General features: G+C 58.1%; 19 protein-coding genes and 1 riboswitch. Of the genes, 4 read left to right on the forward strand and 15 right to left on the reverse strand.

Features of this window, described 5'->3' with window-relative positions:
* Nucleotides 1-145: 145 nt before the first annotated feature.
* The 5 genes from HMPREF9334_RS04400 to HMPREF9334_RS12495 form a co-directional block, all read right to left on the reverse strand.
* Nucleotides 146-1,000 (reverse strand): aldo/keto reductase, encoded by an 855-nt coding sequence (locus HMPREF9334_RS04400; protein ID WP_039957364.1) that lies wholly within the window; start codon nt 998-1,000, stop codon nt 146-148.
* Nucleotides 1,001-1,433: 433 nt separating this feature from the next.
* Nucleotides 1,434-2,069: an HAD family hydrolase gene (locus tag HMPREF9334_RS04405; RefSeq protein WP_006692296.1), complete on the reverse strand. Its 636-nt coding sequence runs from the start codon at nt 2,067-2,069 to the stop codon at nt 1,434-1,436.
* Complete coding sequence (locus HMPREF9334_RS04410; protein ID WP_006692297.1) at nt 2,066-3,445, reverse strand: PTS transporter subunit EIIC; 1,380 nt, start codon at nt 3,443-3,445, stop codon at nt 2,066-2,068. Before HMPREF9334_RS04410 ends, HMPREF9334_RS04405 begins: the two co-directional genes overlap by 4 nt.
* 9 nt (nt 3,446-3,454) lie before the next feature.
* Entirely contained in the window at nt 3,455-4,285 is an 831-nt protein-coding gene (locus HMPREF9334_RS04415; protein ID WP_006692298.1) for a PRD domain-containing protein, read from the reverse strand.
* A 24-nt stretch (nt 4,286-4,309) separates the two neighbouring features.
* Complete coding sequence (locus tag HMPREF9334_RS12495) at nt 4,310-4,750, reverse strand: PTS sugar transporter subunit IIA (protein WP_245535223.1); 441 nt, start codon at nt 4,748-4,750, stop codon at nt 4,310-4,312.
* A 299-nt stretch (nt 4,751-5,049) separates the two neighbouring features.
* Between HMPREF9334_RS12495 and HMPREF9334_RS04425 the strand changes: the two genes are divergently transcribed.
* Nucleotides 5,050-5,286, forward strand: a complete 237-nt coding sequence (locus tag HMPREF9334_RS04425; protein ID WP_006692300.1) for a DUF1653 domain-containing protein — start codon at nt 5,050-5,052, stop codon at nt 5,284-5,286.
* 225 nt (nt 5,287-5,511) lie between these two features.
* Here HMPREF9334_RS04425 and HMPREF9334_RS04430 read toward each other — a convergent pair whose 3' ends face one another.
* From HMPREF9334_RS04430 to HMPREF9334_RS04455, 6 genes are read right to left on the reverse strand one after another with little or no spacing between them, the layout of a single operon-like run.
* Complete coding sequence (locus HMPREF9334_RS04430; RefSeq protein WP_006692301.1) at nt 5,512-7,464, reverse strand: TonB-dependent receptor plug domain-containing protein; 1,953 nt, start codon at nt 7,462-7,464, stop codon at nt 5,512-5,514.
* A gap of 22 nt (nt 7,465-7,486) precedes the next feature.
* The gene (locus HMPREF9334_RS04435) at nt 7,487-8,461 is read right to left on the reverse strand and encodes an ABC transporter substrate-binding protein (RefSeq protein ID WP_006692302.1); all 975 of its coding nucleotides are present in this window, start codon (nt 8,459-8,461) and stop codon (nt 7,487-7,489) included.
* Nucleotides 8,462-8,469: 8 nt separating this feature from the next.
* Nucleotides 8,470-9,252: an ABC transporter ATP-binding protein gene (locus HMPREF9334_RS04440; protein WP_006692303.1), complete on the reverse strand. Its 783-nt coding sequence runs from the start codon at nt 9,250-9,252 to the stop codon at nt 8,470-8,472.
* Complete coding sequence (locus tag HMPREF9334_RS04445) at nt 9,249-10,301, reverse strand: FecCD family ABC transporter permease (RefSeq protein ID WP_006692304.1); 1,053 nt, start codon at nt 10,299-10,301, stop codon at nt 9,249-9,251. The genes HMPREF9334_RS04440 and HMPREF9334_RS04445 overlap by 4 nt, the downstream gene beginning before the upstream one ends.
* On the reverse strand, nt 10,301-11,368 hold the full coding sequence (locus HMPREF9334_RS04450) for an ABC transporter substrate-binding protein (RefSeq protein ID WP_006692305.1): 1,068 nt from the start codon (nt 11,366-11,368) through the stop codon (nt 10,301-10,303). Before HMPREF9334_RS04450 ends, HMPREF9334_RS04445 begins: the two co-directional genes overlap by 1 nt.
* A gap of 53 nt (nt 11,369-11,421) precedes the next feature.
* Nucleotides 11,422-13,629, reverse strand: a complete 2,208-nt coding sequence (locus tag HMPREF9334_RS04455) for a TonB-dependent receptor (RefSeq protein WP_039957365.1) — start codon at nt 13,627-13,629, stop codon at nt 11,422-11,424.
* Between the two features lie 192 nt (nt 13,630-13,821).
* Nucleotides 13,822-14,035: riboswitch (cobalamin riboswitch) on the reverse strand.
* Nucleotides 14,036-14,324: 289 nt separating this feature from the next.
* Between HMPREF9334_RS04455 and HMPREF9334_RS04460 the strand changes: the two genes are divergently transcribed.
* From HMPREF9334_RS04460 to HMPREF9334_RS04470, 3 genes are all read left to right on the forward strand, one after another.
* Nucleotides 14,325-15,584 carry an SLC13 family permease gene (locus tag HMPREF9334_RS04460; RefSeq protein WP_006692307.1) on the forward strand — a complete coding sequence of 420 codons (1,260 nt, stop codon included), beginning with the start codon at nt 14,325-14,327 and terminating at the stop codon, nt 15,582-15,584.
* A 171-nt stretch (nt 15,585-15,755) separates the two neighbouring features.
* Complete coding sequence (locus HMPREF9334_RS04465) at nt 15,756-17,078, forward strand: serine hydroxymethyltransferase (protein WP_006692308.1); 1,323 nt, start codon at nt 15,756-15,758, stop codon at nt 17,076-17,078.
* A gap of 216 nt (nt 17,079-17,294) precedes the next feature.
* On the forward strand, nt 17,295-18,530 hold the full coding sequence (locus tag HMPREF9334_RS04470) for a serine hydroxymethyltransferase (RefSeq protein ID WP_006692309.1): 1,236 nt from the start codon (nt 17,295-17,297) through the stop codon (nt 18,528-18,530).
* A 116-nt stretch (nt 18,531-18,646) separates the two neighbouring features.
* Here the strand turns inward: HMPREF9334_RS04470 and HMPREF9334_RS04475 are convergent, their stop codons facing one another.
* The 4 genes from HMPREF9334_RS04475 to HMPREF9334_RS04490 form a co-directional block, all read right to left on the reverse strand.
* Nucleotides 18,647-19,561, reverse strand: coding sequence for a Ppx/GppA phosphatase family protein (locus tag HMPREF9334_RS04475; RefSeq protein WP_006692310.1), 915 nt, complete (start codon nt 19,559-19,561; stop codon nt 18,647-18,649).
* 3 nt (nt 19,562-19,564) lie between these two features.
* Entirely contained in the window at nt 19,565-20,566 is a 1,002-nt protein-coding gene (locus HMPREF9334_RS04480) for a pyridoxal-phosphate dependent enzyme (RefSeq protein ID WP_006692311.1), read from the reverse strand.
* 89 nt (nt 20,567-20,655) lie between these two features.
* Nucleotides 20,656-22,509, reverse strand: coding sequence for a phosphoethanolamine transferase (locus HMPREF9334_RS04485; protein ID WP_006692312.1), 1,854 nt, complete (start codon nt 22,507-22,509; stop codon nt 20,656-20,658).
* Between the two features lie 11 nt (nt 22,510-22,520).
* Complete coding sequence (locus tag HMPREF9334_RS04490; protein ID WP_039957284.1) at nt 22,521-23,222, reverse strand: 3D domain-containing protein; 702 nt, start codon at nt 23,220-23,222, stop codon at nt 22,521-22,523.
* Nucleotides 23,223-23,250: the final 28 nt, after the last annotated feature.

Consider the following 23,250-nt stretch of genomic DNA (forward strand, 5'->3'; position numbering starts at 1 on the left):
GTGAGTAAAGTATGCGTTCTGCCCCCGGCGTACTTCTTTCGTTCAAGCGAAGCGCGTTTAAGAAGTACGCCGGTATTTAGGCAGATAGGCATACAATCACTTGCGCAACTAAGCGTTCATGTGGAGGATGCAAGGCACAGCCCCTCTACTCAATATGCAGCGGCTCTTTCTGCGTCGGCGGCGGGAATACGCGGTCAATCGCGGCACAGTCCTCTGCCGTGAGGTCGAAGGCATCCGCACCCGCATTGCTGACGGCGTGCTCCCGCCGCCCCGTGCGCGGAATGGCAATCGTATTCCCGTCGCGGATTGCCCATGCGAGTGCGATCTGCGCAGGGGTTGCGCCGTATTTCGCCGCAAGCTCTCCGAGCACGCTGCTCCCGAGAAGGTCGCAGCCGAGCCGCCCCACCTGCGCGAGCGGGCAATACGCCATCAGTACAACATGATGCGCCCGCATCCACGGGAGGAGGCTGTAGTCAATGCCGCGCGAGCCCATGTGGTAGAGCACCTGATTCACCGCGCAGTTCGTGCCGCCATCGATCCGCCACAGCTCCTCCATATCCGCAGTATCGAGGTTCGACACGCCCCACGCGCGGATCTTGCCCGCTGTACGCGCCTCCTCCATCGCCGCAACCATCTCCACAAGCGGCCGCTCGCCGCGCCAGTGGTAGAGGTAGAGATCGAGGTAGTCCGTCCCGAGGTGGGAGAGACTGCGATCGAGCGACTGCATGAGCCGCGTGCCGTACGCGTTCGACGGCATGACCTTCGATACGAGAAAGAGCTTCGCACGGTCATACGGGCGGATCGCCTCGCCGACGAGTGTCTCCGAGCGGCCGTCGCCGTAGTTCTCCGCCGTGTCGAGCAGGGTCATCCCCGCCTCGATCCCCGCACGCAGCGCGTCAATCTCGCGTGCCCGTATTTCCTCCGCATCGCCAAGATACCAAGTCCCCTGTCCGAGCGCGGGAACACTCACTCCGTTTGACAATGTTACCGTATGTTTCATCGCAGCATCCTCCTTATCGTTTAGGAAATAGGGCTGCTCCATCATCCTTCTTTTCCCAATTTTACACGAATTCGCTACACAATGGAAGCCTCGGCAAGGTTTGATCTTTATCAAATGTTGTGGGGTATTTTGAAACCGCTTGTATGAATGTGGTGCGTCCCCCAAAGCGATCCGTAGTGAAGCAAGCGGAACAAGGGTGCGTTCTGCCCCCGTCGCACTTCTTCTTACCAGCTGAAGGACCTTTAAGAAGTGCGACGGTATTTTGGCAGATAAGCGCACGGCCGCTTGCGTAACTCTGTGTTCGCGCGGGGGACACTCCACAAGTGGCCACAACTTATGTGATAGAGCCCAAGTGGGTTCCTGTTCGAACCAGACAGTCCGCCTTCGCTGCTGCACAAGTGCAGCAGCGAAGGCGGACTGTCTGCTATCAGAATTATGGTTCAATCATGTCAAAACTCTCGGCAATCCAATCGGCGTGGGAAAGATCCTGATTGCCGGAGTTCGGGTTGTGATAGGCGATGCAGGTCATGCCGGCGGCCTTTGCCGCCGCGATGCCGGCGGCCGCGTCCTCGATCACGGTACAGTACGCAGGCACGATGCCGAGAGAGTCCGCTGCTTTGCGGTAGATCACAGGGTCAGGCTTGCTCCGTGGAAGCTCCGCCCCGCTGATGACGGCAGTGAAGTACGGACGTACACCGAAGCGCCGCAGCACCATCTCAATAATGTTTCGCCCCGTGGAAGAGGCAACGGCGAGCAGATTGCCTTTCGCGTGGAGGCGCGCAATGAGCTGTACGACGCCAGGGATCGGCACGATGTCGGCAGCATGTGTCAATCGGTCGATGTAGAGCCGGTGCTTGTAGTCTGCGAGATCCTTCCACGTCAACTCTGTCGGGCAGTCTGCAAGCGCATCGGAGAACAGCTCCTTGCTCGTGCGCCCCGCGTACTGTTCGAGGCGGCATTCCTCAAACGGGATGCCAAAATGATGAAAGGTCTCCATCTTCGTCGCCGTGTGAAGCGGCTCGCTGTCGACGATGACGCCGTCCATATCGAAGATAAACGCACGCTTCATGCCTCTTCCTCCTCCTTCGGATCCTCAAAGCCGATCACAAGCGCCGCTGCAAAGGTGACGACGGACGAGATGAGCAGGGTAATGAGTGCATATACGATGTAGTTCTCATCCTCGCTGACCCACATTGCCATGCTGAGCAGGCCCGGCGTGACGTAGATGAAAGCCTTGAGCTTTACGATCCCCGCAAAGAGCGCCGCCGCACCGCTGCCAAGCATACAAGCGTACATGGGACGCTTCAGCTTCAGGTTGACACCGTACATGGCAGGCTCCGTGATGCCGCCGAGATAGGCGGTCATGCCGGACGAGAAAGCGAGCGAGCGGAGCTTCTGATTCTTCGTTTTCCATGCAACCGCCATCGCCGCAGCTGCCTGCGCCATGTTCGAGCAGAGTGCCACCACGCGGATGACAGGGTCAAAGCCCTGCTGCGCGACGAGCATGATGCTGATCGGGCTCAGTGCCTTGTGCATGCCAATGGATACGAGCCACGGATAGAGTGCCGCGAGTACCGCGAGTGCAAAGCTGCCAAGCAGGCTGTAGACAAACATGCTGCCGTCCGCGATCGCCTGCGAGATAACGTTGCCCACCGGGCCGATGCAGATGAGTGCGAGCGGCACACTGATGAGCGCGACGAGCATTGGCTCGACAAAGATCTTTACCATTGCAGGCGTAATACGTTTCACTACACGCTCAATGTAGGACATGATCCAGACAGAGAGCAGCACCGGCACAATCGTCGATGAGTACTTCGCCAGCATGATGGGGATGCCGAAGAAGTCCACGGGGTTCCCCTTCGACACCATCGCCACCCACGTCGGATGGACCATGGCGAGACCAATGAATGCGCCCATATACTGATTGCAGCCGAACATCTTTGCCGAGGAGAAGCCGATAAAGACAGGCATGAAGTAGAAGCCCGTATCAAAGATCATGTTGAGAAACACATAGGAAGAGGACGATTTGTCGAGCAAGCCTGTCATCACCAGAACGAGCAGCAGCACCTTGCCCATACCACAACCGGCAAGGAGCGGCACAACAGGTGCGATAGAACCTGTGATCGTTCCGAGGATCCTGTTGATGAGCGTTTTCTCCTCGACGGCCTTCGTCTCCGCCTTGGGTGCCTTCTCCTGCTGCAGCGCAGGTGCAGCGGCGATCAGTGCGGCATAGACACGATCCACATCGTTGCCGATGACAAGCTGGTACTGTCCGCCCTTCTTCACGAGGCTGAGCACCTCCGGAATCGCCTGTGCCTTCGCATCATCCGCCTTCGCATCATCCTTCAGCGAAAACCGCAGCCGTGTCGCGCAGTGTACAAGCGACGCAACATTTTCCGGTCCGCCAACGGCAGCCAGAATCTCCGCAGTTAAATTTTCCCGCATAATTACCTCCTATGAATGAATCAAATTGACCAGATGCAGCAGGAGATAACCCTGCTCACCGTTTGTGATCTTCTTGCCTGTTTCCTCCTCGAGATAGGCAGCAATCTGCTGCACACATGCGTAGGCGTCCTTATGCTCACTCTTTCCCCATGTGTAAAAGTAGCTCTTCTCCTGCACCACCGTCTCGGCCGTCACCAGCGTCCAGAGAAAGAGCTGCAGGTGCCGCAAAAGGCGATCGTAGGGAAGGCCCTTCTTCCGATAGGCCTCCGGAAAAGCTGCCTCAATAATCGCGAGGATGTCCCGTATCATGCGCGTCACTTTCATCGTGTCAACCATGCGGTGATTCATATATGCATTGACGATATGAAGTGTAATAAATCCAATCTCATCCTCCGAGATCGTGACATCAAGGAAGCGCCGAATGATCGGCACCGCAAGCTGCGCAAGACGAAATTCCTCGGGATAGAGCAGACGAATCTCGGGCAGCAGCGGATTGACACAGCGCACGCCCGCTTTCTCGCGTGCAAGCGATACGCTGATATGGTCCGTCAGTGTGAGGTAGATCGCCTCGTCAAGCGGCCGTCCCGCCTCATCCTGAATCACCTTCAGAATGTCCCCTGCGATCTCCAGATAGACACTGGGCAGATCGCCGATGATCTCACCGAGCCTGTTCTGCACCTGCTTGTCTTTCAGCACGAAGAGTTTCTCCACGGCCGTTTCCGCGATCGTGTCGCCGACATGCGCCCCGAAGCCGAGGCCCTTGCCGATGGCCACAACCTCTGCACCGCCCTCGTCGCTGGCCAAGACCACATTGTTGCTGTATACACGCAAAATCTTCAAAGGAAGCCTCCTTCCTTCGCGCATTCAAAAAGAAAATGCCTCCGCCATCGCCGCGACTGTTCTCGACGGCCGCATCTGAAACGGCGGAAAATCCTTATCGTTTCCTACAACCATGATGACGGTTGAATCGTATCCCGCCTCGCGTATCTTCGCGCGGTCGAACGTCAGGAGCGGGACCCCCACCTGCACCGTCTGTCCGGCAGATACGAGCGCGTGGAAGCCTGCCCCGTTCATCTCGACCGTATTGAGCCCCACGTGGATGAGCAGTTCCATCCCCGCAGTACTGACAATACCGACGGCATGTCCCGTGGGAAACACCATCTTCACCGTTCCGCTCACGGGTGCATAGACTGTGCCGTCCGTGGGGCGAATGGCACAGCCGTTCCCGAGGCTGCCCGACGCAAACGCCTCATCATCCACCTGTCCCAGAGGGATCAGCTCTCCCTCCACAGGAGCATAGACCACATTTTCCCGCACCTCTTTGGGGTGCTTTGCCTGCGGTCCCCTTTTGAATATCTGAAGAAAAGACATCCGAAACACGACCTTTCTGTGCAACAAAAAACAGACATCACCGTACGCCTGCGCTCTGCGCAGAGATCGCGGTAATGCCTGCCGAACAGTAACACCTTTGAATCTTACATTTATTATAACGACTTTCTGTGTTTTGTCAATATAAAACTGCCGCTTCGGCAGAGATTCGTACCGATGCTTTGACATCGGATGTACACCGCCCTATAATCGGACATAACAGAAGGGAGCAGAATATGACACGTGAAACACCACAGCACGGCGAGATCTGGCGGCACTTCAAGGGCAATCTCTACCGCATCGAGACCGTGGCAGAGCACACGGAGACGGGCGAGCTGCTCGTCATCTATCAGGCACTCTACGGGACGTACGGCATCTATGCCCGCCCTCTTGCGATGTTCCTGAGCGCGGTCGACCGTGCGAAATATCCCGACGCATCGCAGGCGTACCGCTTCGAAAAAATTCATCCATAACGCACAAGCCCCCTGACAGCAAACGCTGTCGGGGGACTTTCATAAGAACAGAGTGTAAAGGAAGCACTGATAAATTCAGCCACGCCATCTTAGCGCATCTTTTTTGCCCGCTCAATGCCTGCAAATCCTCCACATAGCTTTGGCTATGCGTCCGGTTTGCCTCCTCAATCGGACGAAAAAATCTACGCCGATCTGACGGACTTCATTTTATCAGCGATTCCTAAATCAAAACGCGTAGTTCATACCAATGAGGAAGGAACGTCCGACGGTGTAATAGTTGCCGCTGTTCGTATAGTCACGGCGATTGAAGAGATTGTCCACATCGAATGTCCCGGTGAGGTCAGGGGTGAAGCGATAGGCGACATGAAGATTCGAGGCAAGCAGATTGCCCGAAATTGGCATAAAGCGTACGCGCTCATTACTCGTACTGTTGTAGCCGCGGTCGCCCCAGTAGCTAAGACTGAGTGCCGCCGAGAGGTCGCGGTTCTCGTAGTTTACGCCGGCAGTCAGCTGATAGCGGCCGAGCGCGCGCACGAAGGGCTGCCCATCCTTGTACTTGCGCTCGGGATTGCCAACGGTAAAACCGGTGTTGAACGTGACGTGTGCATCGACATCCTGTGCATAAGACACCTCCAGTCCTGTGTTCTGATAGGATGCTGCGTTCGTCTGGTAACTCCTGCCGTCGCTGCCCTTCACACCGACAATCTGATCGCACACATCTGTATGGAACACAGTCGCTGTAAAGCGGCGGCCTTTGCCGTCATACTTGTACCCCACTTCATAGTTCCACCCGGACTCCGGTTTCAGATTCGGATTGGGAACCATGACAGCGCTCGCATAGTACAGGTTGCGGAAATTCGGCATACGGAAAAATTTGCCCACACTCGCATAGACGGCGCTGTCACGACTGAGGCGCGTGGTCACCTGCAGCTGCGGAAGAAAGGCGTCATAGTCGCCCGCCGAGGACTTCACCCAATCCTGACGCATGCTGACAATCGCCGCCGTCACGGGGCTGAGGTCACGATCATACGAGGCAACGAGCGAGTATTCATTCATGCCGTAGCCGCCGAACTTTGCGTAGGGTTTTAGCGTACTGTCGCTCTCTGAATACTTTCGATACTTCTGATTCTGATTGACATAGGTCTGCCGCTTCGCCGAAATACCGACGAGCGTCGTACTCACATCGTCCTTCCAGATCTTCTTCACCTCGGCGCCGTACTGGCGGTGATGGCTCTTCTCCCACTCTACGGTGTTCGGATTCACGATAAACCAATCGGGGTTCGAGATCGAGCGGAAATTGTAGTACGCACTGCCTGACCACCCCTTTTTATCCTGATAGCCGAAATTCGCAAAATGCTCATCGTCGTCGTACTTGAAATACTTGAGGAGATTCCCTGCAGCATCGTTGTAATGAATGGAGTGATTCTTGCCGCTGTACATATAGGAGAGGCGCATCTCGTCATTGATCTTGTACGTGAGGTTGACGTGATCCTTGCGGCTCTTGCCAAATCCGACCATATAGGGGGTCTGTGTCCCGTTGATCTTCAGATTCCCCATAGCATTTGTCAAATTCCCTGTCGTGCCATAGTACGAGCGGCTGACGGCAATGCCCACCCTGCCGAGGTCGATGGTCGCCGCATAGTCGCGCTGCCCACGATCCCCTGCTGCTACGTGTGCCGAGTTCTTGTACGTCTGTTTTGTGATGACATTCACGACACCCCCGAACGCCTCCGAGCCATAGAGTACCGCACCGCCTCCCTTCACAATCTCTACACGCTCCACAGCGTCGAGACTCATCATATCGAGGTGGCTCACGTTATTGAACGAAGCAGGCACGCCATCAATAAGGATGAGCGTCCCATTCTCAACGCCACGCAGGTTTACGCCCGCGTTGCCCGTGATCCACGTCTGTCCGTCGGGTCCCATATTGGTAAAGTGCACGCCATTCTTGAATTTCAGTGCGGAGATCACATCGCGAGCGCCCGTCTTTTTTAGTTCCTCCGCCGTGTAGACCACCGTATCGGCAGGCGTGTCGAGTGTCGGCTTCTCATAGCCCTGTGCTGTCACGTTGACCGCAGTCGTCTCATAGCTCTGCATCTCCCCCTCTGCCGCCTGCACCGCGAGCGGCAGCGTGCAGAATGCACATACCATCCCTGCCATCCATCGTTTCTTTCCCATAATGTCCTCCTAAAATATATTCCTATTGTTCCGCAACCGTCAAATGCCTCCCCACAGGCGGTTCGATCAAATCCCCATAGGCGAGGTGCGCGATGTCCTGTGCACCGAACACCATGTCCTGCGAGGCGTTGTAGATGTAGCCCTCATGCGGACGCACAATCCGCTGCGTACGGATCGCCTTCACCGTTTGGAGCGCAGGATCGTCCAGATACTCCCGGTTGAACTTGTCGATGTCGTAGCTGCCGTGGTCGTTCCAAACCGGTACAATCAGGACATCGGGATTCACCGCGAGGATATGCTCCTTCGTCAGCGACTGCCCCGCCGTGAGTCCGATCTCTGCCGCGCCGTTCGTAACGCCCGCCATCGTGCAGAGCGCATCGAACAGCCCGCCGCGATTCCCAAACGTCGGCGACATGGAGATGACGAGCACCTTCTTTCGCTGATCGGTTGGAATCTCTGCAACACGCTCCGTGAGCTCCGCACATGCCGTGTCATAGGCGGCGATGAGGGCAGTGCCCTTTGCCTCCTCACCAAGCGCAGCTGCGACAAGCTGCACTGCCGCACGAACCTCCTCCGGCGTGCGCGGCTTCCGGCACGCGACGACGCGGATGCCGAGATCGCGCAGGCTCTCCGCAACTGCTGCATCTTTTCCCGTGTCCAGAAACACAACATCGGGATGCAGGGCAACGACCTGTTCCGCCGACGGCTGATTCAGCTTCACAGGGATCGTCTCCGCGATGGAGACGATGTTCGAACTGTTCGGGTCATCCGCGAGATGGTCGATCCCGACGAGACGTTCCGGCGGCAGCATCCCCAGTACAATATCGTCGAGCCAGAGCCCATAGTTCAGAACGCGCGCAGGCTTTTGATCAAAAGCGACCGTCCGCCCCTCGGCATCCGTCACCGTGTAGCCGCCTGCCCGCTCATTTTGCACGCCCCCGCAGCCGACCCCAGAGAACAGCAGCACACACGAGAGCATCAAAACAAATATGCGCATGACCCCTCCTATCCATCCTTCAACAGCCGCACGTGCTTTGCCCCGTCCTCGACGGTGACGCGTGTCTGTACGCCGTACATCGCCGCAATGTTCTCCGCAGTCAGCACCTCCTGCGCCCGCCCGTATGCGAATACATGGGCATCCTTCAGCATGAGGATCATATCGCAAAAGAGTGAGGCGAGGTTGAGATCGTGGATGGTCATGAGGACGGCAATGCTGTCCCGCCGTGCAATCTCCGTGATAAGGCGCAGAATAAAGAGCTGATGGTAGAGGTCGAGGCTCGCCGTCGGCTCATCGAGGATGATGAGCCCTGTCTCCTGCGCAAGTGCACGCGCGATAAAGACGCGCTGCCGTTCACCGCCGCTCATCTCCCTGATATTGCGAAAGGCAAAGTCTGTGAGTTCCATGCGCGCAATCACATCAAACGCGATGCGCTCGTCCTCCGCACGGTAGCGATAGCCTGCATACGGCAGACGCCCCATCAGCACCGCCTGCAGTGCCGTCATGCCAAATGCTGCGCCTGTATACTGCGGCACATAGGCGATGCGCTTTGCAATCTCACTCGCAGAGAGCGCGGAGAGATCAACACCGTCAACGTACACGGTCCCCGCTGAGGGGCGCAGGAGCTGTGCGATGCACTTGATGAGGGTGGTTTTCCCCGTGCCGTTCGGACCGAGGAGTCCGAGCACCTCGCCTGGCGCAACGGAGAGCGACACATCGTCCAAGATACGCCGCTCCGCACGGTAGCCGAAGGAGATATGCTCCACTGCAAGGCGTTTTTCCCCACTCATGTCAGCGACCTCCCCCTGCGCAGAATCAGATGGATGAAGAGCGGCACCCCGAGGAACGAGATGACGATGCCCACGGGGATTGTCACGGGATAGAGGATCAGCTTTCCGACCGTATCCGACACGAGGAGGAGCGCCGCTCCGAGCACTGCCGTAAACGGCAGATAGAAGCGGTGATCCGTCCCGATCAGGAACCGCGCCATATGCGGCGCAATCAGCCCCACGAAGCCAATCACCCCCGTAAAGCTGATGATCGTCGCCGTCATAAGGACCGCGACAAGTCCTGCGATCGTGCGCAGCCGCGCAGGGTTCACGCCGAGACTGCGCGCCGTCTCATCCTCGCTCACCGCCATCACATTGAGCGGCAGTGCGTAGAACAGTGCGGCAACAAGCCCGAGTGTCACGATCACGCCGCCGATGGCGACGTACTCCCACGAGGCGCGGTGCAGCGAGCCGAACGTCCACTGAATGACCGCCGCGAGCTTGTGCTCCTGCGCAAAGAACTCAAGCGTCGCCGTGAGCGCACTGAACAGGTAGTTCAGCGCAATGCCGACGAGCACAATCGTCGTCGGGCTGAGATCCGACCGCCGTGCAATGCCGTAGACGATGATGCCGCACGCCGACGAGAGCAGGAACGCCGATGTGATAATGCCGAGGTCACTATCCATGGCCGTCCCCGCCGCGAGCACAATGCAGAGCGAGGCACCGAGCGCCGCCGCTGCCGAGATACCGAGCGTAAATGGGCTCACAAGATAGTTGCGCGTCACGGACTGCATGAGCGCCCCGGCAAGCGCGAGCCCCGCCCCCGCGATGATCGCAAGCAGGACACGAGGCAGACGCAGCAGCAGGATGATCTTGTTCATCGCCGCATCCGCACCGCCGTCAATCGTCCCGTCAAAGTACCGAGCAACTGCATCCACCGTCTGCAGAGCCCCCGCATCCTTCATCCCGAGCGTCGTAAAGAAGAATGCCGCAACGAGCGTCAGCAACGCCCCCACCGCGATGGCAAGTACGCAGCGGCGGCCGTGTGCGTGATATTCCTGTTCGAGCATCAGCGCTCCTCTCCCGACAGTGGGAAGGCTGGCAGAGTATGTCCCGTGACATATGGGAGATGCTGGTATTTCTCAAGCCATACCTTGAACACATCCTCGGGGTGAAGATCGGGCAGCTGATCGGGGTAGAGGAACTTCGCGATATACATCGTCCCAACGAGCTTCGATGCGCCGCCATGGACATAGTGTGAGAGCAGGAGGATGTGGTCGTTTTTCACCGCATCGATTGTATCCCATCCCTCGCGCGACTTGAGTTCGCTCAGAATCCGCGCATGATCCTCCGCCGTCGGCGGGACGTAGGAGGAGTTCACCTTCGGCTCAGAGACCTTCACGATATACGCGGGATTCCGCTCGATGACTGCCTCCGGATTCACCTGTACATTCTTTGCATCGCCAAATATATTGTACGCACCCGAATACTCCACCATGTCATAGAAATAGTCGCCGGGCACGGTGGTCTTGCCCTCCGTGCGGTACTCAAAATAGAGCTTCTTCTTCGGCACATCCGCTGTCTGACGCTTGATGTAGTCGAGCTTTTCCGTAAAGAACGACGAAAGCTCTGCCGCCTCCGCCTCCTTGCCGAAGAGTTTGCCGATCAGCGTGCAGTTGTCCTGAAACTCGCGAGTGTAGTACGCATCGACCACGATGACCGCGATGCCGAACGGCGCAAGTTTTTCCTGCGCGTCCTCCCATCCGCCGTTCCCCGTGAGGATGAGTGCCTGCGGCTGCAGCTCGATGATCTTTTCATAGTTCAGATTTCCTTGGTTCGCGCCGATCACTTGATCCTGCTTGAACTTGCCCTTAAAGCCCGCCTCATCGTTAAAGATGTAGTTGTCAACGCCGACCACCGTGTCGATCGCCCCAACCGCATTGATAAGCTCGGCGTTGTAGGCATTCGACACGACGACGCGCGTCAGCGGATGCGGCACCGTCACTTCGCGCCCGATGCTGTCTGTCACAGTGATCGTATCCGCTCCGTTCGCCCGCTCTGCCGTGTCCTTTCCGCAGCCCGCAAGCGCAAGCAGGAGGCAGAGAACGATGCCGTACAGGAATATATTTTTCTTCATGATATCCCCCGTAAAAAAGGATTCGCCGCCCAGCAGCGAATCCCACTCCTTTTTTAGATGTCCATCTGCATCGAAAGCATAACGCTGCGCGGATTGCCCTGAATCCCGTAATTATACGTCGGACGTGACATCCAATAGCGCTTGTCGAGGACGTTGTACGCCGTGAGGCTGAATGCCGTCGGCACCGTTCCAAGCGTTGTCTTGTACGTCACGCCGAGATCGACCGTTACATAGGCGGGCACATCGAGCTGCTTTGCCGTGCTCGTATAGATCGGTGCTTTGCCCGACCAGACCATGCGCAAGAACGCCGAGGTCTTTGCGTCCGCCGTGTACTCGGCGGCAAGCATCGCGCTCCAGTCCGCAACGCCCGCGACATCCTTGCCGTTATATACCGTGTTCGTCTGCTGCTCCGTCGCCAGGTGCATGAGCCCGCCCGTCAGCGTCCACTTTGGGGCGACCTGCCCGGAGACACTCAGCTCGATGCCATTGAGCTTGTTCTTTCCCTCCATGACCGTTGTCGGCTTCGGATCACTGCCGTAAGTCACATCCATCGAGCGATCCTGCTCGATCTGGAACAGGCTCAGCCCTGCGCTGATCCCGTTCTTCCGATACTTCACGCCGATCTCGTTCTGCTTCGTCTTAGCGGGCGCAAGCATCGCCCCCGTGTTCATGCGGCCGCCACCCACGACCGAGCCCTTGTCGAAGCTCTGCGAGTGGTTCGCATAGAGGCTGAGATCCTCCGTCGGCTTGTAGACGATGCCGTACGTCGGCGAGTTCGCACTGCTGTGTACGTTGGAGGTCGCCGCGCCCGTCGCCTTGTTGTAGCTCGTGACATCCACGCTGTGATGATGGATACCGAGCAGAACGGATGCCTTACCGTACTCCAGTGTATCCGTCACGGAAATCCCCGAGTAACGCGTCATCCCCGTCTTGATGGGACCTGTTACCGCAGAATACGGATAGTTCTGCGTAAAGCTCGTGACCCCGTCCGCAAAGCTGCCCGCCATGCTGCCGAACGGAGGAATCGTTGTCGAACCGTTCACACGATAGCCCCAGTACGCACGGTACCAGTTGCGGTCAACGGCGAGGACGACATCGTTCTTTACCTGCCCGATGTGGAACGTCCCCTGCACGCCGAGCTGCACGTAGGAATTGCGCAGCGCATATTTCTCCGCACTCAGCGTATTCTGGAAATGTCCCTGCTCATCGAGCATATAGAGACGGCTCGCCGAGGTCTGTACGTAACCGCTCCCGAGGTTGTAGCTGTGCCCCGCATTCAGGAACGCTTTCCAATTTTCGCTGAGCTTCTGCTCGTGGTTCAGCGCCGCCGACCATGTGGAGACGGTGATCTGCTGCCCCGGGAAGCTATAGTTGCGTCTGCCGCTCGGCGGATCGGGCAGACGATCCCCCGTATAGGCGTTTGCCCCTTTCCCGTCAAAGGCAAAGTACCGCTGACCGCCCTCATTCTTTGTGTAACGGTAACCCGCAAAGAGATTCGTCGTACTCCTTGCATCCTTGTGATCGACATTGATGTAGAAATCGCGTGTCGTCAGCTTCTCACGCTCAATTGCCGTCTTTCCTTGGATATTTTCCGCGTTAATGCGCACGCCCCACTGCTCGTCTTTGCCGAATCGCTTACCGACATCAAACACCTCGCCGAGCGCACCGCGCGCATTGATCGTCTGCTTGTAGGTCACGCGCTCCTTACCGTACTCCGCCTTCTTCGTCACGAGGTTCACCGAGCCGCCCGCCGACTCCGAGTTTGTCGTACCGTGGATGCCGATCGCGGGTCCCGAGATCACCTCGATGCGCTCCACAAAGTTCGCGGGCATATTCGTCTGCGAGAAAAGCCCCGGCACACCGTTCACCTTGAACTGATACGCGTTCATCTGGAAGCCGCGGATCGAGTAGTCGTTGTACATCGTGCTCGTGCTCGTGCGCACAGACGGCGACATAAGCAGTGCATTCGGCAGCGGATTCGCGCCGTCATCGTACTGCGTAAGTGCCTTCTGCGTAATGTTCGTCTGACGGAACGGGACATCCATCACATCCTTCGTTCCGAGGAATCCCGTGCCGCCCGTGCTGCTCACAAGGCTGTTTTTCTCCTCCTCCACAGGAGCAGTGCGCACGCCCTCTACCTCGACAGGTGCGAGTTCGTAGGAGTCCATCGCCTCCGTCTTCTCTGCGGCACTTGCCGCACCCATCCATACCGAGCCAACCGTCGCAAGTGCGACCGCAAGAGCCAGCTTTCGTTTTGTCATGTTCATTTCCCCCTTGATCCACACGGACAGATATCGCCCGCGTTCCCCCATACACAACTTCCAACTTCACACGGCATCGCTCGCACAAAAGCCCCGTCCACGGCAGACGGGGCTTTCTCACACGAAAAGAACCTGCCGTCCTGTCCATCGCAGGATGCAGAGGAGGGCGCACGCCCCCATGGGGCGCAGCACTCCGGCGCACGAGATTCGGTAGGTCTTCCGGCTCTGCATCATCGTCCGCCTCACCTTCCCGGTTTCCCAGTGGTCGAAGCGCGCACACACGGCTTCCTGAGGTTTTCTCTGCATTACGGCGGCGGGACCGCATCGGCTTATGAAGTCGCGGCGAACGGCTGCGCTTCCCGATTTCCCTGTTATGCCTTTCGGCACCGAATCTGCTTATGAAGTCCATACAGTATAATTAAATCCTATAAACTTTGTCAAGTTTTTTCGGAAAAATGCGATCGCCCATCTAAATTCATCTATTTGAATAATGAACTAAGCATATAATAACTGTTGTTTATTGTTTCAATGCGAAAGTTTCATGACCTTTCGCCTAATTTTCAGAAGGAAAATACTACAAAAGAGAGAATTTTAGAGTTTGTCGAAAGAAAGTCTCCGATGAGTTCAAGGAGACTAACAGGATCGCTGATACCCGCAGCGATTTCAAACGAACTGTATGAATAGGAGATGTATTCATGGATGCAGCAATGCTGACACTGGGTGTTCTCGGCGTAGCGGCGTTTCTCTTCGCCACCGAGATTATCCCGCTCGCCGTCACGGCAATGGGCGCGGCGATCGCGCTCGGCCTTCTCGGGGTGCTCACCCCTGCACAGGTTTTCTCGGGGTTATCCAACTCTACCGTCGTCCTCTTTGCCGGTATGTTCATCATCGGCGCAGCGATGTTCCAGACGGGACTCGCACAAAAAATCGGCATCGCGGTTGTCAAAAAATCGGGCAATGACGAGCGTGCATTGATGGCAGCACTGATGCTCATAACGATTGTTCTCTCATCCGTGTCCTCGAACACAGCGACAGTCGCCTGCCTCATGCCCGTCGTCATTCAGATCTGCGCCGCTGCAAAGCTGCCTGTCTCACCGCAGCTGATGGCACTCGCAGTCGCGGCGAATGTCGGTGGTACGATTACGATGATCGGCACGCCGCCGAACATCCTCATGAGTGCGACCCTCGGTGCGAGTGGTCTCACGCCGTTCGGCTTCTTTGAGTTCGCATGGATCGGCATCCCCCTCTCCATCGTCGGCATGATCTACATGCTGACGATCGGGCGCAAGCTCTGCCCGCGCCGCCTCGTGGACAGCGTTGCTGTTGCGGGCGAGGAAGAGGAGGCAAAGGATCCGCGCAAGATGATGATCTGCGCTGCCATCCTCATCGGTGTTGTCGTTGCGATGGTGCTCGAAAAGCAGATCAACGTCCCGATGCAGACCTCTGCCATCATCGGCGGTCTGCTCTGCGTCCTCACGGGCTGTCTCACGGAGAAGCAGGCATATCAGGGTGTAGACTGGACGACCATCTTCCTCTTCGCGGGAATGCTCCCGCTCGCCAGTGCCATGGATCACAGCGGCGCAGGCAAGCTCATCGCGGACTTCGTTGTCGGCCTTATCGGCGACAGCCCCGCGCCCATGGTCATCGTCGCAGCAATGTTCGTCCTCTCCTGCGGTCTCACGCAGTTCATGTCAAACACGGCGGCGGCGGCACTCCTCGCGCCGATCGCGATCTCCATCGCCCAGACCATCGGCGTATCCCCCTATCCGGTTGTTATGGCGATCGGCATCGCGGCATCCTGCGCGTTCACCACGCCCGTCGCGACCCCGCCGAACACGCTCGTCCTGGGTCCCGGTCAATTCCGCTTCATGGACTATGTCACGGTTGGCGTTCCGCTCGTTATCATCTCGCTGATCGTCTGCCTTGTCGTCATCCCGCTCGTATGGCCGTTCTAAAGAATTGCTGATAGATTGACCTACTATATATAAACGGCAGCAGGAGCATTGCTCCACATTGTGCACGACCGTGAACTATGCGAACTGAAAATTGGCGCTGTTCATCAATGACAGGTGTATCCATCTGATATGCCTGTCATTTCATTGTGCATCTATGAGGAGAGAACCACCATGAAAAAAGAAGATCTGCTCAATCATCTGAAAGCATTCGACCCCGAAGTCTACACCTTCCTGCAGGATGAGAGCCATCGCCGCCGCTACGCACTCTCACTGATCCCCACGGAGAGTGCCATGTCCCCCCTCGCAGCATTCATCGAAGGGAGTGCGCTCGCCAACAGCACACTTGAGATGTATGGCGCAACGCATACCTCCTCCATCGAGGAGCTGGTGCGCACGCGTGCACAGGAGCTGTTCGGCAGCGAACATGCCGTTGTGCGTCTCGGAGGCATTGCCGCCGCCTCACGCGTGGCACTGCTCGGTCTGCTGCAGCCGGGGGATACCGTTCTCTCGTTCAACCTGCGCAAGCAAGAGCACTGTGCAGGGCTGAATTTCCACTTTGAGAACTACGGCATCGATCCAGGTCTTCAACGGGTGGACTGGGATGAGGTTGCACAGATCGCAGAGCGTATCAAGCCGCGTCTCATCGTCTTCTCCCCCGTCAGCTATCCGTGCATTCCGAACTATGAGCACCTCACGGCGATTGCGCGTTCCGTGGGGGCCTATCTCTGGGTGGACATCGGTCAGTGTGTCGGGCTTGTCGCGGCGGGTCTCATTCCCTCGCCTGTTGCGTGTGCCGATGTGGTGAGTTTCCCGACGAACGACTCCCTACGCGGTCCGGAAGGCGCAATCCTGCTTTGCAAAAAGGAACTCGCACCGCAGCTGGATGCCGCCGTCACGAACACGGGGCACACGGCACTGCATACGAGCCGCCTCGCAGCGCTCGCCTTTGCCCTGCACGCCGCCGCACAGCCGAAGTTCCGCGCCTACGGGGAGCAGGTACTCACGAACAGCAAGGCACTCGCCGCCGCACTTGAAAAAAGAGGAACGGCGCTGCTCTGCGGCGGTACCGAGACGCATCTCGTACTGGCGGCACCCGCACCTGGGGTCGATCTCATGGATGCCGTGCATACACTCGCGCAGATCGGGCTCTATGTAAAGCCCGATCGGATTCCGACCATGCGTGCGGCGTTCATGCTCTCGGCACTGCGCCTTTCGACACTGAACCCGACGACGCGCGGGCTCACGGCGGGAGACATGGAGATCGTCGCCGATGCCCTCGCAGGCGTACTCTCAGGTTCGCTCAGTGAGATGCAGCAGGATGCACTTCGTATGAGCATCGGCAAGCTCATCATGGACAAGCCGCTCTTCTCCGACAAATGGATGAACCTCGATGCGATGGCGCACGCTGACTGCCCCGTCTCGGGCGAGGGTATCGCGGTCCATACGCACGCAGCAAGCGAGCGTCGGAACATCCTCAAGAATCTGTTCCAATAAAAATATCACCCATCCATCGGTGCGGACGAAGGCATCCGCACGCTCTACCGCTCCTGCATGTGTACTTGCGTCGCATGCGGGAGCTTTGATTTCCCATAAAAATATTCAGAAACGTCAACAAATGAGTGACCTGTGCGGTACAATATGGTATACTAAGGAAACAACATTAACGAAATGGGGAAACGGCCCCCATTTTACGGAAGAGGAGAATGATCCATGAAACGTGAAGAAGTCGTCAGCCACCTGAAGACATTTGACCCCGAGATCTACAATCTGCTTGAGGAGGAGCGAGAACGCCAGCGTTACACCCTCTCCCTCATGCCGAACATGAACGCCATGTCGCCGTTCGCGAAATACCTTGAGGGCAGCATCCTGACGAACAGCATCTTTGACCGGAGGGACGATACCCCAACCGGCGGGCTGCACCTCGCCGGCATTGTTCGTCAGCGCGCCATGGATCTCTTTCGCTGCGACCACGCCATCGTCCGCCTTGGCAACATCGTCGCTGCCTCGCGCGTCGTCTTTCAGGCACTCCTGGAGCCGGGCGACACTGTCCTTTCCTTTAACCTCAGGAAAAAGGACCACGTCGCAGGTCTCTCGTACAAATTCGAGAACTACGGCATCGAGCCGGGTACACAGGAGATCGACTGGGGTGCAGTACGGGCGCAGGCGGAGCGCGTAAAGCCACGGCTCATCATCTTCTCCCCCGTCAGCTACCCGCGCACCATCGACTACCAGATTCTCTTCGAGATCGCGCAGAGCGTCGATGCGTACTTCTGGGTCGACATCAGCCAGAGTGCCGGGCTCGTCGCATCCAAGCTCGTCCCCTCGCCCGTGCCGCTTGCCGATGTCGTCACCTTCTCCACGCGCGACTCGCTGCGCGGCCCTGACGGTGCCATCCTCCTCACGAAGAGCGAGCTCGCTGCACGTATGGATTCCGCTGTCATCAACACGGGGCACGAGGCTCTGCACATGAATCACCTCGCCGCGCTCGGCGTTGTCCTGCGCGAGGCGGGCAGCGACAGTTACCGCACCTATGCTGAGCAGGTCGTGCGAAACGCACAGGTGCTTGCACGCACGCTCGCCGACCACGGGGCATCCGTCCTCTGCGGCGGCACGGACACCCATCTTGTTCTCGCCTCTACCGCCGCCGGCATCGACATGCGCGAGGCGGTCAAGGCAATCGGACGCATGGGCATCCGCGTCAAGCCCGACAGCGTACCCACGATGAACTCGGGGCTGTACCTCCACGCCCTGCGTCTGTCTACCTCAAGTCCGACAACGCGCGGCATGGCAGAACAGGACATTGCCTACATCGGCTCACTGCTCGCCAAGCCGCTCACCACCATCCTCGCCCCCGAGGAGATCGAGAAGATCCGTCAGGAGATCGTCGCCCTCGTCAAGGACGCCCCCATCTTCGACGACGAGTGGGTAGGCGATTCCGAGGAGTGAGCACTCGGATTTTGACATTTGCATACGACATAGAACTGCGCCCCTCCAATGATCGGAGGGGCGCAGCTGCGTTGCAGAGATGTTTGTTTGCGGGCGTATTTAAGGATCTCTATCGTTCATTTTTCATCCACCCCAATAATCTCCTTCCATATATATCCCTCACGCACGCCCGAGTCGCTGTAGAGGATGTCCTCTGCGGCAAAGGTGTCGGCGAGAGTATGGGCGGCAATCATGCCGGGGACGATGGTGGGGAGGCGGTCGGGGGCGGAGCGCAGGAGGACGGCGGTATCGCGCTCGCTGAGTTTCTGCCCGCTGCCGAAGCGCTCGATCATCGCAGGGAAATGCGCGACGCGCAGGATACGCGGTGTTTCGTCGGGATAAAGCAGCCCGTGCATACGGCTCGCACTGCTGAGGACACCGCCCATGCCGACCATGTGATCGGCGCGCAGGGCACGCACGTCGGGGACATCCGCGAGGATGTCCTCCACTGCCGCACGGATCGCCGCGCACTCCGCAGAGGTCGGGAGAAGACCTGCGACGTGCGCCTTACTCATGGCGAGTGAGCCGAGGGGCAGACTCCACCGTCCCTGCATTTCATGCGCGACATAGTGAATGATCTCGGTGCTGCCGCCGCCGATGTCCACCATGATACCGTCTGCGTGTGCAATGCTTGCGGTCGCCCCGATAAAGTCGTACGCCGCCTCCTCCGCGCCGCTGATAATGCGGATGTGAACGCCCGAGCGTCGCGTGATCTCCTCCACGGCGGCGCGGCTGTTCGTCGCGGAGCGCAGTGCCGCCGTCGCAAAGGCATGAACGTGTGCGATGCGGAAGGTATCGATAAAATCCATAAACCCGCGCAGGATTTTGACGGTCTTTTCGATGCCCTCGCGCATGAGCCGCCCGTGATTGAGATAGCCCGCAAGCCCAACGGTATGTTTGCGCTTTAAGAGCAACTCAAACGAGCGGTCTTCGATCCGATAGACCGCCATGCGGATGGTGTTCGAGCCGATATCGATGATGGCGTGGAGCATAGGCTACCGCTTTAGCCCGCTGCCGGGCACAGGGATGATGACGCGGTAGTTGTCGGGCATACCGTCCGCAAAGAATGCCCTCGCCCCTGCAAGCCCCGCCGCTGCCGTGAGTTCGGCATAGATGCCGCGCCGATTGAGCATCTTTGCCGCCTTCAGGATGTCGCTGTCCTCGACGGCAACCGCATCGCCCCCGCTGCGGCGCAGGGCTTTGAGGATGTCCGCCATGCGCGGCGGTGCGCTCACGCGGATGGTCTCCGCAATGGTGTTTTTGTGCGGGATCTCGGGCAGGTCATGGAACGCCTCGACCACGGGCGCACATTTCGTGCTCTGCACTCCGACGAAATGGGGCAGCCGTCCAATCTCGGCAAAGCCCTGATAGAGCCCGAGGAGGAGTGAGCCGTTGCCGATGGGGACGAAGATGTAGTCGGGCACGCTGTCATCCAGCTGATGATAGATCTCGTGTGCCATACTCTTAATTCCGTCAGCAAAGAGCGGGTTGTAGACGTGCGAGGCATAGTAGTCGCTGCCGAGCTCCGCGTGGAGCGTACTGCTCGCGTTCATGCGCCCGTTCGCCACGCGCACGACCTCTGCACCGTATGCCGTAATCTGCTTCGCACGCTCGGCAGAGATGTCGTCGGGGACATAGACGCGGCACGTCATGCCCGCCGCCGCCGCATACGCCGCAACCGCCGCCCCCGCGTTTCCTGCCGAGTCGACAGCGACATGGTCGATGCCGAGATACGCGAGTTCGCCGATGAGGCGTTTCGCACCGCGATCCTTGAACGAGCCCGTCGGCTGGCGATCCTCCATCTTAAAGTAGAAGCAGCAGCCGTCGATGACAAGCGGCAGAAGGGGCGTCTCGGGCTCGCCGAGCGTCACCGCCTCGTGGCGGTCATCCGCGTCCATTGCGCTCTGATACAGACGAAAAAGCCCCCCGCATTCGCACACATAGGCGTGCGTTGCGATGGGGTATTCCTTTTTGCAGTGCTCACAGTAGAAGTGCATGACGGCTCCTCCTTTGGAACATATGAAGTTTCAATATATCGGGAGCTGTTGCACGAAGCTAGAAAACTTTGTGCAGCAGCCCCTTTGATTTACGGCGTTTTCGTCATTCCTTCTGTTCCAGCCCCCTCATCGGTATGATCCTCGGTCAGCGCGTGGTTACCGAACATCGTGGTCAGTGTCTCACGCGTGAAGCCGTAAGCAGGGCTTGAGAAATCCTGTCGCGGATCGTAGCGGTTTGACGGTGCACCGAGCAGCCCGCAGACCGTATCGTACATCATATCGTTTGTGAAGTACGCCTCCCTGCGCCCCGCAAGCGTCGCCGTGCGATTCGGGAGTGCGGCGCGGTACTCCGGCGAGAGGTAGATAAAGAACGGAATGCGCACCATATCGAAGCTGAACACGTCGGGGTTGTGCGAGATCTTGAGATTTTCCCCGTGATCGGAGAAATAGACCATCGCGCGGAGGTTCAGATTTTTCTCGGCATAGCTGAAGATCTGCGAGAGGATGTAGTCCGTGTAGAGAATGCTGTTCGCGTACGACGGTGCGCTTGTCATCGCCGATTCGCCGTCTTCGGCAGTAAACTTCGCCCATTCATCGGGATAGCGGTTGTTGTAGTAGATGTGACTGCCCATCAGATGCAGGACAATGAAGTTGTTCACGTTCGGGTCAATACGTGTGAGGTACGGAAGCAGGCTCTCGTCAAACTTTGTCGTGAAGGTATACGAGTCGTCCGTCCACTCTGCCACGTCCGCCGTCTTTGCGACCATCGTGATCGCACTGTCAAACTGCCCATAGCGCCCCTGATTGCTGAACCAGTAGGTATGATAGCCGATCTTTTTCGCCACGTCGAGAAGGGATGCCGATTCGAAGAACTCCTTGTCGTTGTACTGGCTCTTTTCCGTCAGTGCGCGTTCGAGGACGGGCACGGTCTGCGTCCAGCAGGAATAGGTGTGCGGATAGACGTAGAAGCCCTCGCGCTCCGCCGCCATCTGCTCCATCCACGGCGTGTTCTCGTATGGGAAGGACGGGGTGTAGTAGTGCATATAGTTGCGCGAAGCCGACTCACCGATGACGAAGATCACCGTACCCGGCGCACGCGCCGCAAGGGTATTCTCCGTGTCGATGATGAGCGATGCATATCTTTCGTCCTGATGGAGTCCATACGACTGCGTCTCTTCAACATAACTTGTCACATCATTATAGAGACCTGCGATCGAGCACTCCGGAATGAGTGCGACATGCACACCTGCTGCGACGATCATGACGAGGACAAGACTGCCCATGCGCGAGCCCTCCGCACTCGGATAGATGTGCTGTGCGAACGCGAGATAGCTGCGGTAGGAGAGATAGATTAACAATAGCAAGAGAAGTACAACGAGTGCGGCGGGCAGAACCCCCACCGTCGACTCGATGTAGTCACCCGCCTCGTGCCAATTCGTCAGGTAGAGTGCCATGAGTGAAGCGGGACTGAGTGCGTGCCAGACCGTCATATAGTAGGCGATCTGCGTGAGCGGGATGAGTGACATGAGAAAGCCGAGCACGGCGAGCAGCGCCGCCGTTACCCGTTTGTACCCGAGATGAAAGAGCACGCCGCCGAGCGCGGCAAGCACGAGTATGTTCGCCGTCCCGATGAGGAAGTCATAGAAGATCAGCGAGCGATACCAGTCCTGCCCATACGTCCATGCATAGAGAAGCGGGAAGGTCAGGCACCAGAGCAGCCCCGGCACCATCGCCCCCACCATTCCGCGCGAAAAGAGGGGTACGCCGGTCCCGTACTGCATGAGCATGAGGAGACCGAGAACGGGAAGGAGCGCAGGGAGAAAATACTCCGCGCCCATGTCCTGCCCCATATTGATATAACAGGCGACGAGGATCAGAAAATATGCCCCCGCCGCCGCTGCGCAGCGAATCCACTCATTCGCCCGCTCCGTCGAAAGATTCATCGTTTACTGCACTACTCCATGATAAAGATTTCAAGCTCCTGTCGCCCAAACATCAGAGCCTCTGCATGCGTATCAAACGCAACGTCAATACGTTGTCCATGAATAGCTCCGCCGATGTCCTCTGCGACCGCCTCTCCATAGCCCGGGATAAAGACATGCGTGCCGAGTGGGATGACCGATGGGTCGACCGCGATCACACCACGCCGCACAAGGGTCCCCGTCGCCGTGTGGCTTCCGTTGCCGGGATCATGTGCGCTGTATGCCGTCGCGGACACATAGAGCGCACGGCCGCCGCCGCGGCTCACCTCATATGCACGCTCCTCGTGAATCCCGAGCGCCACGGGATCATACTCCGCACCACCTGAGAGTACACCGTAGGTCGCTGCGCCGCAGATTCCATCCACCGTGAGGCCGTGCGCCGCCTGACAGCGCTCGATTGCTGCCCGCGTCTTGGGACCTGCCACACCGTCCGCAGCCCCCTCAAGATAGCCCCCTTGGATCAGCAGTTCCTGTACGTGCTGCACCACCGCGCCGCGCATTCCTTCCTTTACGAGAATGTGCGCTGCCTCGGCGGGCGCATGGATGGCAAGCGGTGCGCTCACAGCGATCACCGTTCCCACAGAGAGTGCACTGCGAACGTGCCGCAGCTGCCTGTGCCGCCGCACCTTCCGCATGAGATTTCGGGCTGTACACAGGAGTTTTCGTATCTTCATTCCATCGCGCTCCCTTCATTTCTTCTCT

Origin of the sequence: Centipeda infelix ATCC 43532, assembly GCF_000234095.1 — a bacterium.
In the GTDB taxonomy this organism is placed as follows: Bacteria; Bacillota; Negativicutes; order Selenomonadales; family Selenomonadaceae; genus Centipeda; species Centipeda infelix.

Bases quoted from the DNA above. Each gene is read 5' to 3' on its own strand.
- HMPREF9334_RS04465 (WP_006692308.1), top strand. From the start codon at position 15,756: ATGAAAAAAGAAGATCTGCTCAATCATCTGAAAGCATTCGACCCCGAA.
- HMPREF9334_RS04480 (WP_006692311.1), bottom strand. From the start codon at position 20,566: ATGCACTTCTACTGTGAGCACTGCAAAAAGGAATACCCCATCGCAACG.
- HMPREF9334_RS04430 (WP_006692301.1), bottom strand. From the start codon at position 7,464: ATGGGAAAGAAACGATGGATGGCAGGGATGGTATGTGCATTCTGCACG.
- HMPREF9334_RS04410 (WP_006692297.1), bottom strand. From the start codon at position 3,445: ATGCGGGAAAATTTAACTGCGGAGATTCTGGCTGCCGTTGGCGGACCG.
- HMPREF9334_RS04450 (WP_006692305.1), bottom strand. From the start codon at position 11,368: ATGAAGAAAAATATATTCCTGTACGGCATCGTTCTCTGCCTCCTGCTT.
- HMPREF9334_RS04470 (WP_006692309.1), top strand. From the start codon at position 17,295: ATGAAACGTGAAGAAGTCGTCAGCCACCTGAAGACATTTGACCCCGAG.
- HMPREF9334_RS04440 (WP_006692303.1), bottom strand. From the start codon at position 9,252: ATGAGTGGGGAAAAACGCCTTGCAGTGGAGCATATCTCCTTCGGCTAC.
- HMPREF9334_RS04405 (WP_006692296.1), bottom strand. From the start codon at position 2,069: ATGAAGCGTGCGTTTATCTTCGATATGGACGGCGTCATCGTCGACAGC.
- HMPREF9334_RS04400 (WP_039957364.1), bottom strand. From the start codon at position 1,000: ATGAAACATACGGTAACATTGTCAAACGGAGTGAGTGTTCCCGCGCTC.
- HMPREF9334_RS04435 (WP_006692302.1), bottom strand. From the start codon at position 8,461: ATGCGCATATTTGTTTTGATGCTCTCGTGTGTGCTGCTGTTCTCTGGG.
- HMPREF9334_RS04455 (WP_039957365.1), bottom strand. From the start codon at position 13,629: ATGACAAAACGAAAGCTGGCTCTTGCGGTCGCACTTGCGACGGTTGGC.
- HMPREF9334_RS04460 (WP_006692307.1), top strand. From the start codon at position 14,325: ATGGATGCAGCAATGCTGACACTGGGTGTTCTCGGCGTAGCGGCGTTT.
- HMPREF9334_RS04485 (WP_006692312.1), bottom strand. From the start codon at position 22,509: ATGAATCTTTCGACGGAGCGGGCGAATGAGTGGATTCGCTGCGCAGCG.
- HMPREF9334_RS04490 (WP_039957284.1), bottom strand. From the start codon at position 23,222: ATGAAGATACGAAAACTCCTGTGTACAGCCCGAAATCTCATGCGGAAG.
- HMPREF9334_RS04475 (WP_006692310.1), bottom strand. From the start codon at position 19,561: ATGCTCCACGCCATCATCGATATCGGCTCGAACACCATCCGCATGGCG.
- HMPREF9334_RS04425 (WP_006692300.1), top strand. From the start codon at position 5,050: ATGACACGTGAAACACCACAGCACGGCGAGATCTGGCGGCACTTCAAG.
- HMPREF9334_RS04445 (WP_006692304.1), bottom strand. From the start codon at position 10,301: ATGCTCGAACAGGAATATCACGCACACGGCCGCCGCTGCGTACTTGCC.